This window comes from Tissierella sp. P1 (assembly GCF_002266425.1).
Taxonomy (GTDB): domain Bacteria; phylum Bacillota; class Clostridia; order Tissierellales; family Tissierellaceae; genus Tissierella; species Tissierella carlieri.
Genome location: NZ_NPMN01000065.1, coordinates 1 through 5,334, shown reverse-complemented (window position 1 = coordinate 5,334; position 5,334 = coordinate 1). Strand labels below are relative to the sequence as shown.

At 30.5% G+C, this 5,334-nt stretch carries 5 protein-coding genes; all 5 read right to left on the bottom strand.

Translation table 11 applies throughout. The features are described from left to right. Positions 1–24: 24 nt before the first annotated feature. On the bottom strand, positions 25–720 hold the full coding sequence (locus CIW83_RS21595; protein WP_094904491.1) for a cyclase family protein: 696 nt from the start codon (positions 718–720) through the stop codon (positions 25–27). A gap of 141 nt (positions 721–861) precedes the next feature. Continuing rightward, the gene (locus CIW83_RS21590) at positions 862–1,449 is read right to left on the bottom strand and encodes an isochorismatase family protein (RefSeq protein WP_094904490.1); all 588 of its coding nucleotides are present in this window, start codon (positions 1,447–1,449) and stop codon (positions 862–864) included. A 24-nt stretch (positions 1,450–1,473) separates the two neighbouring features. Then, entirely contained in the window at positions 1,474–2,532 is a 1,059-nt protein-coding gene (locus tag CIW83_RS21585) for a guanine permease (protein ID WP_094904489.1), read from the bottom strand. A gap of 500 nt (positions 2,533–3,032) precedes the next feature. Further along, entirely contained in the window at positions 3,033–4,409 is a 1,377-nt protein-coding gene (locus CIW83_RS21580) for a sigma-54 dependent transcriptional regulator (RefSeq protein WP_094904488.1), read from the bottom strand. Between the two features lie 2 nt (positions 4,410–4,411). Next, the coding region (locus CIW83_RS21575) for a nitrogen regulation protein NR(II) (RefSeq protein ID WP_201260093.1) at positions 4,412–5,334 on the bottom strand (923 nt) is incomplete at its 5' end.

Here is a 5,334-nt window from a genome sequence, read left to right as displayed (position 1 = left end):
CTTTTCCTTTCATAAAACTATAAATCACTCCTCCACAAGAGCAACAGCTCTAATAGGTGATCCCGTACCTTCTCGAATTTTTAATGGCAACCCAATATATAAAAATCTTTTGTTTGCCACCAAATCTAAGTTACATAAATTTTCTGTATTTGTAATATTGTACTCGCCACATACTAAATGGGCAGAGAAGTCAGTATCATCTGGAGTTAAATCTATGGCCGGTGCATCTACACCAATGTTTACTACGCCATTTTCAGCTAACCATTTAGCTGCATCATAGCTTAACCCAGAATAATCTGTCTGAAATTTTTCTGTGCCAAAATTCCTATTATGATGACCTGTATATAGTAGTACTATATCTCCCTTTCGAATTGATTGCCCTGATATTTCCAAAGCATTTTCTAAATCCCTAGGTTCAATGTAATTAGGATATCTAATATGACTTAAATCTAAGCATATGGCACTTCCCCAAAAGTATTCTAAGGGCATTTCATCTATAGTAGGTCCATTAGGGTTATATTCCCACACCCCATCACTATGGGTGCCTCCATGCTCACTGATCAGAAGGTTTCTTGCTGAAAATCCTAAAGTTTTACTTCCAGTAGCCTCCATATTCTCTTCATGTGTCATATTGGTCATTATAAATGTCTTTTGATGCATAGGAAATACTGACATACCTTGATATATTTCTTGTGACAAATCAATAAGTTTATATCCCAAGGCTATTCCTCCTCGTATAATATATTTATAACTTCTTTTACAACTATACCCTTAATATATTTAATATCCTCATCTTTTAATATTCTCTATAATCTTTACAATACTAGGGCACAGAAAAGCGCCCTAGTGTTGTAAAATCTATTATAAAGTGTCCATTAATTCTTGCGATGTAACTACATCTCCAATGACATAATCAATGTTTTTTAAGAATGCTTCATGTAGCTCTATGCTTGTACCTGCTACGCAATCAGAAAGAACTATTGCATTCATATCTCTTTGCTGCGTATCTAATGCAGTAGCATATACACAAACATTCGTTGCTGCTCCTGTAATTATTAGGCAATTCTTTTTAAGGCCTTTCATCAATATTTCTAGATCAGTAAGATAAAATCCACTATATCTCCTTTTAATAATTACATAATCATCATCATCTGGTTCAAGTTCATCTAATATCTCGATTCCTGGTGTTCCTTCCAGACAATGTTCTGGTTCGCTTCTTTCCAATTCTAGTCCAAAATCTACTTTTTGTGTTCTATGACTTTCCTTAGTGTAAAATACAGGAATATTATTATTTTTTGCCCACTCTTTTATTCTTCTTATATTTGGAATTATTTCTCTTCCGCCAGGACATTCTATTGGTGCTCCCTCAGAAATAAAATCATGTTGCATATCAACAATAATTAATGCACAGTTCTCTTTTTTTATCTTCCATAAGTTGTTAATAGACATAAATATCCTCCTCAAATTAATATTTTAAAATATATTCATTAAAAACCTAGTAGCTATACCAGCGATCATCCCTATAAATGGATCAGTGACAGCTGTTACTATAGCTGTTACACCTCCTACAATTGGTGTACCTTCTAACCCTAGACCCATATGGGAGGGAAATACGACTATAGCTCCTAGTACAAATAAAAAGCCTGCTATTGATTCACTAGGCACATATTTAGCGATTTTCGGCAATAGCTTAGTAAACAAAATTGCTGCTATGATAAGCATCATTATAACTCCACTTATGACTGGGTTAGGCGCTACTGCTGTACCACTTATTATAGCCTCAACAGGCCCACCCCCAAAGAATGCACTTACAGCATCAGCAATACCTGAATATAATGTTACAGCGTCTACATTAACTGGTTTGTTTGCTATACTGCCTGTTATACTTGAGTAAGCAATATTTCCACCAATTTGAAGTGTTACTACAGCCAAAGTACTACGAATAACATTTTTACTAAAATTAAATTTTAGCGGTATGAATCTTTCATATTCTAGATTCACTTCTTCATTACTAGATACTTTATTTTTTTTATTTAAATATAGCCATAATAGCGAACTAGCAAAAACACTTATTACTATGGTATATACTAAATTGCTAGTTAGAAAGTAAGTAAAAATAGCTGTTAACATAGAAACTCCACCTGCTGTCTTATCTGCCTTAACCATATCTATTCCTACTTTAGCTAGTAAAAAACCTACTCCTGCCATCATTCCATTGAGAATAGACGGTCCTATAAAATCAATTGTTGGCTGTAATAGTCCTATCCCACCAATTATAGCCATCAAAATACCAGTAAAAAATACAATATTTAATCTTTCATTTCTATCTTTACCCAAGGTTCCAGCTAATACGATTGCTTCAGCTTGAAATGATATTGGTGCAACTTGACCAAATAACAACATTCCTACAGTACCTGCAAGAAAACCTAATGCTGTGGGAAATGCTCCAAATCCAAAATTTAGTGCAAGTAACCCTTGTGGTAACCCATTAATTACTACAGCTATGGCTGCTAGGAAATCTTGAAAAGTCATTTACGACCACTCCTTTAATAGTAATAAATATCATATTACAATATCACCAATAATTCTTAATACATAATACTTCCATAGTAAGTATAATAATTTTGGTTAATATAGGTATTATCCTACTTACTTATCCAACAAATTTAATATATAGTATCCTAGTTATCTCATCTAACCCCTCCTTGGAAGCATATCATCTTATTTACTCAGTCACTAAGTATTGATCACTCCTCCTTAACTTGTAATATTTATTCTTTATAATCTACTTAATATATATTGCAAATACTATACCAAAACTTTACTAATTCTAACCCTGCAAATTTAGCCATTCATAAAATAGATTGAGAAAATGAAAACGATATCTGCGGAACTTTTTTCCTTAGATATCGCTTATTCGACTTTTTTCTACAAATTGTTTGAATTTTCAACATTTATATGAGTTTTAAATTACAGAAAAATTTTCCTCTTTATTGGCGAGGGGAAATATTTTCTTAATTTCTATTATGAATTTAATTATTCTTTGTATCTTTTTCTTCCATATATTTTTTAAACTTATTTCTTATAGTTCTATCTGTTATGCCCAGCACTTCAGCTGTTTGTTTCTGATTATGGTTACATAATTCAAAGGTTGATAAAATAACCTTTTTTTCAATATTTTCCAAAGTATCTCCTATGAATACTGGTATCAATTTCTTACCTACTATTTTATTGGATTTTCCATCTGGATTTAAATGCGCTAAAATATCCTTTTTAGTTAATACTCCCCCTTCTGAAAGCGCTATTGCTCTCTCGATTAAATTTTCTAACTCTCTAATGTTTCCGTTAAACTCATAATTCTCCAGTGCTTCAATAAAATCATATTCCACCTTATCAATGTTCTTGTTTAAAATTCTACTATATTTATAAATAAAGTGATTGACTAAAAATGGAATATCTTCTTTACGTTCACGTAAGGGTGGTAAATTAATATTTATAACGTTTAATCTATAATATAAATCTTCTCTGAACCTTCCTTCATTAACTAAGCTAAATAGGTCTTTGTTTGTAGCTGCTATAATTCTAACGTCCACGTCAATTTCTTCCTCTGCTCCAAGGGGTGTTATCTTCTTCTCTTGAATTGCATGTAGAAGCTTGCCTTGTAGTGAAATATCTAAATCACCTATTTCATCTAAAAAAAGTGTTCCTTTATTTGATAATTCAAAATATCCTTTTTTATCTTTCATTGCACCAGTAAAAGCACCTTTTTTATAACCGAATAATTCACTTTCCAATAACTCACTTGGGATGGCCGCACAATTAACTGTATTCATTCGTTCTGCCCTTCTATTTCCCATTTCATGAATTGTCCTTGCTAATAAACCTTTACCAGTCCCACTCTCACCAGTTAATAATATATTAGAATCAACATTTTTTATTTTCTCCACAGTATTTAATACATTTTTCATACTTTCAGATTTAGATATTATGCCATATTCATAATATTTTCCCCTTGTTTCTTCCTCTAAAGTATCTAACTGTTTATATAGATTATTTACCTCTACTCCCTTTGCAATTATGAATTCTAATTCCTTTAAGTTAATTGGTTTTGTTAGATAATTGAATATTCCACTTTTAATAGCTTCTATAGAAGATTTGATTGTACCAAATGCTGTTATTATTATTACCACAGCATTTGGATTAATTTCTTTAATCTCATAATATAAATCCATACCATTTTCATTTCCAAGCTTTAAATCTAATATGGTCACAGATATATCATTGTTAATAAAATAATACAAAGCATCTTTGGAATTATATGCTAAAAACAAATTATATTTTTTCTTTAAAGCAAATTTAAAGGTTTCAACAATTGATACATCATCATCTACAATTAATATATTATCCATTATTACATTTCTCCTTTATTGTTAAATATCAAAGAAACTTTCGTACCATTTTGTATATTGGTTATTTCAATATTACCGTTATTTTCCTTTATTAATTGATAGCATATAAATAAACCTAGTCCCGTACCACTTGGCTTTGTAGTAAAAAATGGATCAAATACCTTTGATAAATCTGATTCAGCTATAGGCTCTCCATCATCTTCAATTACTATTACTTTAGTGTCTTTGTTCTCAAATGAATATATTTTAATTATCCCACTTTCTTTTATAGAGTCACTTGCATTCTGAATTAAATTTATTAATACCTGCTTAAGTTGGTTAGGGTCCGCAATAATTGAAAATTCTTCTGCTATATCTATACAAAATGTAATATTCTTCTCAGCTTTTATCAATTTATAGAATAAGCTCAAAAGCTCATTATCAAAAAATTGCTTAACATTAATCGTTGTCAATTCTGCTTCTTTTGGCTTTGAATATTCCAGTAGATTAGAAACTAATTTATTTATATAATCTACTTGTTTTGGTACATGGTAAAGTAATGATTCCCTAAACTCTTCTTCATCAATATGTTCTGGCATCAATTCAGTAAAATTTTTAATGCTAGTTAAAGGATTTCTCAATTCGTGAGCTACATTTAATAAAAGAAATCCTAGTGATTCCATTTTATCTTTTCTTATAAGAAATTCTTCTAGTTTTGTCTTTTCTGTAATATCCTTAAAGTTAATCAATACACCCATTAACTCGTTCTTTTTATCTAAGAGCTTAATATAATTTACTTCAAGATAATAGTACACATTGTCTATATTAATCTTGACCTTACCGTAATATGCATCTTGATAATAATCTAGTATCCCTTGAATAATATTTATATTAAATATATTAGCTATTTCAGTCTCATAAAAAGATTTAAAAATTAAATCTTTGG